This is a genomic window from Paenibacillus sp. P4_A7, from assembly GCF_056402455.1.
This window is the reverse complement of sequence record NZ_JBFUHJ010000460.1, coordinates 1-4,377: the sequence shown is the minus strand read 5'-3', so window position 1 is coordinate 4,377 and position 4,377 is coordinate 1. Positions and strand designations below refer to the sequence as shown.

General features: G+C 43.3%; 4 protein-coding genes and 1 riboswitch. All 4 genes read right to left on the bottom strand.

Features of this window, described 5'->3' with window-relative positions:
* A partial coding sequence (locus AC1DWN_RS28820) for a uroporphyrinogen decarboxylase/cobalamine-independent methonine synthase family protein (protein WP_477562317.1) occupies positions 1-569 on the bottom strand: 569 nt, incomplete at its 3' end.
* A gap of 166 nt (positions 570-735) precedes the next feature.
* A riboswitch (cobalamin riboswitch) is annotated at positions 736-930 on the bottom strand.
* 789 nt (positions 931-1,719) lie between these two features.
* On the bottom strand, positions 1,720-2,475 hold the full coding sequence (gene kduD, locus AC1DWN_RS28815) for a 2-dehydro-3-deoxy-D-gluconate 5-dehydrogenase KduD (protein ID WP_477562316.1): 756 nt from the start codon (positions 2,473-2,475) through the stop codon (positions 1,720-1,722).
* 4 nt (positions 2,476-2,479) lie between these two features.
* Entirely contained in the window at positions 2,480-3,274 is a 795-nt protein-coding gene (locus tag AC1DWN_RS28810) for a DeoR/GlpR family DNA-binding transcription regulator (protein WP_477562315.1), read from the bottom strand.
* A gap of 25 nt (positions 3,275-3,299) precedes the next feature.
* Positions 3,300-4,130, bottom strand: a complete 831-nt coding sequence (kduI, locus tag AC1DWN_RS28805) for a 5-dehydro-4-deoxy-D-glucuronate isomerase (protein WP_477562314.1) — start codon at positions 4,128-4,130, stop codon at positions 3,300-3,302.
* Between the last annotated feature and the right edge of the window lie 247 nt (positions 4,131-4,377).

Here is a 4,377-nt window from a genome sequence, read left to right as displayed (position 1 = left end):
ATTTGAGCGTATAACGGTATGAATTGCTCTATCAAACTAGGCAGTTGCTTCGCTTCATACCCTTTGGACAACTTAAGAAATGTATATAGACCAATGATGACTGGCTTGCCTTCGATTCCAAGCTTTTGCTTTGCTTCAAGATAAGCGGCAAGTGGACGATTCTCCGTCAAGACAGGAGTCGCTCCGCTGAGTTCAGGAACGATATAATGATAATTTGTATTAAACCACTTGGTCATTTCACAGGCTTGCGCCTCTTTCGTTCCTCTAGCCATGGCATAATAAGTCGTTACAGGAACGGATCCGCCAGCATATTCAAACCTTGACGGAACAAGTCCAAACATCGTTGATGTATCTAGCATTTGATCATATAAAGTGAAGTCATTAACAGGAATAATAGAAATTCCTTTTTCCTTCTGCAACTTGAGGTTTTTGAGACGAATACCCTCCAGCGTTTCCAGAAAGACCGATTCCTCCAAATCCCCCTTCCAAAAAGACTCAAGCGCCTTTTTCCATTCACGATTTTCCCCAATTCGCGGATATCCGAGCACACTGTTTGTTAATTTACTCATGTTATTATTCCTCCTAAAAAGTTTTGTGAAGTAAACTTGCATGAATTTGAAAATACCAAAATGCAAAAAGGGCGTCGTCACCTTGTTAAGAAGCAAGGTAAAGACGCCCGTCGTTTAATAGAACCGCGGTCTTGTCTTAACACCTCCCTATCTCCCGTAGGTAAAAGCAGTGTCGTTCAAATAGGCAGGTCTCCTGGCTCCAGCATTATCATCTATAGCTTACCTTCCCAACCTCGTTACAGATCAGTGGTTTACACGCTAAGACTCCGCTGTTACAGTGGCGGGACCGCGCCGGCGTTACACCGGACTTCCCTTTTAAGCTCAAGTTTTTGACAAGAGCACCTATTTCCACTTATTTAGTTRGTCGATCGCTATCGTCTAGCAATACGAATAACTATACACTCAATCTAATAAATATACACTCAATCTAATAAATATACAACACTAAACATATAAATAATTCTTATAAATTGACATAGAAAATCTTAATTAAGACTATGCCTGTAGATTTTCAAATGCTTGGAAACAACTACAATAACAACTTACCACTAACACTACTACTACTGCTACTGCTACTGCTACTGCTACTGCTACTGCTACTGCTACTGCTACTGCTACTGCTACTGCTACTGCTACTGCTACTGCTACTGCTACTGCTACTGCTACTGCTACTGCTACTGCTACTGCTACTGCTACTGCTACTGCTACTGCTACTGCTACTGCTACTGCTACTGCAAACTAGTTACCTTTACTAGCTCTTCTGTATCCGCTGACTTCCGCACTACTTCCCCGTAGTTTCATTTTTTGCACCTAAACGAGGCTACTCGGGGAAAAGCTACGGTTTAGTTTCAGCGGATGAACGTAAAAGTCGGGTTAGCTCGATCCACCACCACTTTCCGGTGATTTAGCTGCATTTTCTGACACTAACTCTTCACTTATACCATACTGAGGCTCTGTAGTTTCAGAATATAAAACTAATTTGACTTCACCTCAAAACTGTCGAATGTACATGTAATTCATGGCTCGTTCTATTTCGACGAACTGGCCTTCGAGGTCGAATTACAGACCAAAAATCAAAAATAAGCTGTCCCACTCGCAGACAAAGCTACGTTAGGACAGCTATCAGGGGAACATTACTTTTAAGCTACATTTATCTAACTAACCAACCACCGTCAACCGCCAAAATATGACCGTTCATATAATCGGATGCGCCCGACGCTAGAAACACTGCAGGTCCTATCAAATCCTCAGATGTACCCCAGCGGCCAGCTGGGATACGCTGCAATATTTGCGTACTGCGAACTGGATCCTCGCGCAGTGCTTCCGTATTATCCGTGCTCATATAACCAGGAGCAATTGCATTTACTTGCAGACCCTTGCTTGCCCACTCACTTGCGAGCGCCTTCGTAAGCCCTGCAACCGCATGCTTGCTCGAAGTATAACCTGGTACATTTATTCCACCTTGAAAAGTTAGCATAGACGCAACATTTATTATTTTACCAGAGCCTTGCTCAATCATATGCTTACCTGCAAGCTGGCAAAGCACAAATACCGAGTTCAAGTTGACGTCCAACACATCCTGCCAGTCCTCATAGCTATGTTCAGCTGCAGGTGTCCGACGAATAATACCCGCGTTGTTCACCAAAATATCAATGCGTCCCAGTTCATGAACCGTACGCTCAATAATGCCTGAAAGCTTGGTGCGATCTGAAATATCTGCTTGAATTGTAATGGCCTTACGTCCAAGTGCCCGCACTGCATCCGCTGTTTTGTCAGCCGGAGTTTGGTTCGTTACTAACGCCACATCAGCGCCTGCCTGTGCCAGCCCTATTGCAATAGCTTCTCCGAGACCGCGCCCTGCACCTGTAACGACCGCTACTTTCCCTGTCAAGTCAAACAAACTCATGATTTCACACCTTTCCGTTGTTCCGCTTCGCTTGATCTATAAGTTCCGCCTTCAACATACGAATCCCCAGCGCCTCGTACTTCGCCGCTATCTCAGAATCTATGTCCTCATCCGTTATGAAGCAGTCAACTTCATTTAGTCCGGCAAACGTGATCAATGCACCTTTATCGAATTTATTATGGTCCGCTAGACAATAAACTGTTTTAGCATTTTCCATATATATCTTCTTAAGCTTCGTCAATTCCTCGGTAAAAATAGTAAGGCCGTACTCCAAATGTATACCTGTCGTAGAGAGAAACAGCTTATGGACATTTAGTCGACTAATCCATTCCTGTGATTCAGCGCCAATCAGTAAATTGTTATGACGATAACCGCCAGGAATAACGAGTCTAACTTGATCCTTCGCAGTCAGCTCACGAATAATGAGCAAGTCATTTGTCAGTACAGTTATCGGTATATTAGGCAGCTGCTTCGCCATCTCAAGCGTAGTACTGCCCGCGTCTAGCGCAATAATATCGTTCGGTTCAATGCAGGTCAATGCAAGCGACGCAATCGCCTTTTTTTCCTGCTGATGTTTACTATTCGGGAACTGCAGAGGAAAAAGACTATCTTCTCCGTTTTGGCCCTGTACAGCRCCGCCATGCGTACGCTTGAGAAGGCCTTTTTCCTCGAGCTTCTCTAAATCTTCACGAATCGTCTTTTCTGTCATCTGGAACAGTTCACTCAGCTCGGATACTTTGACAGCACCAAGCTGTTCTAATTTCTCTATTATTTTACGATGCCTTTCAGCAGCTAGCATGAAGCACCTCCTGTTGCGAATATTTCTATTTTAGCTCGCTCGCAGGCACTGCGTCCATGTCTGTAAACGTATAGTTCTCTCCTGCCATTGACCAGCAGAACGTATAGTTGCTTGTACCCACACCTGAATGAATAGACCATGGCGGTGAAATAATGGCTTGCTCGTTAGCAACGACAAGATGTCTAGTTTCCGATGGCTCACCCATCATATGAAATACACGTGCATCATCATTCATGTCAAAATACAGGTAAGCTTCCATCCGGCGATCGTGTACGTGAGACGGCATTGTATTCCAAACACTGCCTGACTTGAGACTTGTCACGCCGAGCATAAGCTGACAGCTTTGAATACCGTCTGCATGAATGTACTTGTACAATATCCGCTCATTTGAAGTTTCTTGCGAACCAAGATGAGCAGGGTTAGCTTCCTCCATCGTCATTTTACGTGTAGCGATTACAGCATGYGCAAGGGCAGAACAGAAATATAGCTTTGCAGGGTTAGCTTTGTCAACACTGGACAATAGCACCTGGCGCTTGCCTTTGCCGACATATAGTACATCAAGTTTATTTAATTCATAGGTTTCACCATCAACGGAGATTGATGCAGGACCGCCAATATTTAAGAAAGCAACCTCGCGACGCTCTAGAAAATATTCAGTCTTCAAAGTTGCCGCGTCTTCAAGCTCAAGTGCTTCGTTAACAGGAACTGCGCCGCCAACAATCATACGGTCATAATGTGTATAAGTCATCTTGATTTGATCTTGTTCAAACAGGCTTTCGATTAGAAATTCACTGCGTAAACGATCTGTTGTATATTGCTTTACATCTGTTGGGTTAGTTGTGTGACGTACTTCCATTGGGGTAAAACCTCCTAATATGTTTGTTTTAGTTCGTTTATAATAATAACACACATTTACGAACGTAAACAGAACATTTTAAATATATTCAAACAAAATATACATTTCACCTTTAAAAAGGGATAGTTAACGTCGCCATCAATCGCCTTGTCTCCCCTGTTTATCACTTTTGATTGTATTTCATCCAATCAAATCAACATTAAAACGACGAAAATGGACCCAGCCTGTATTTCATACAGGCTAATCG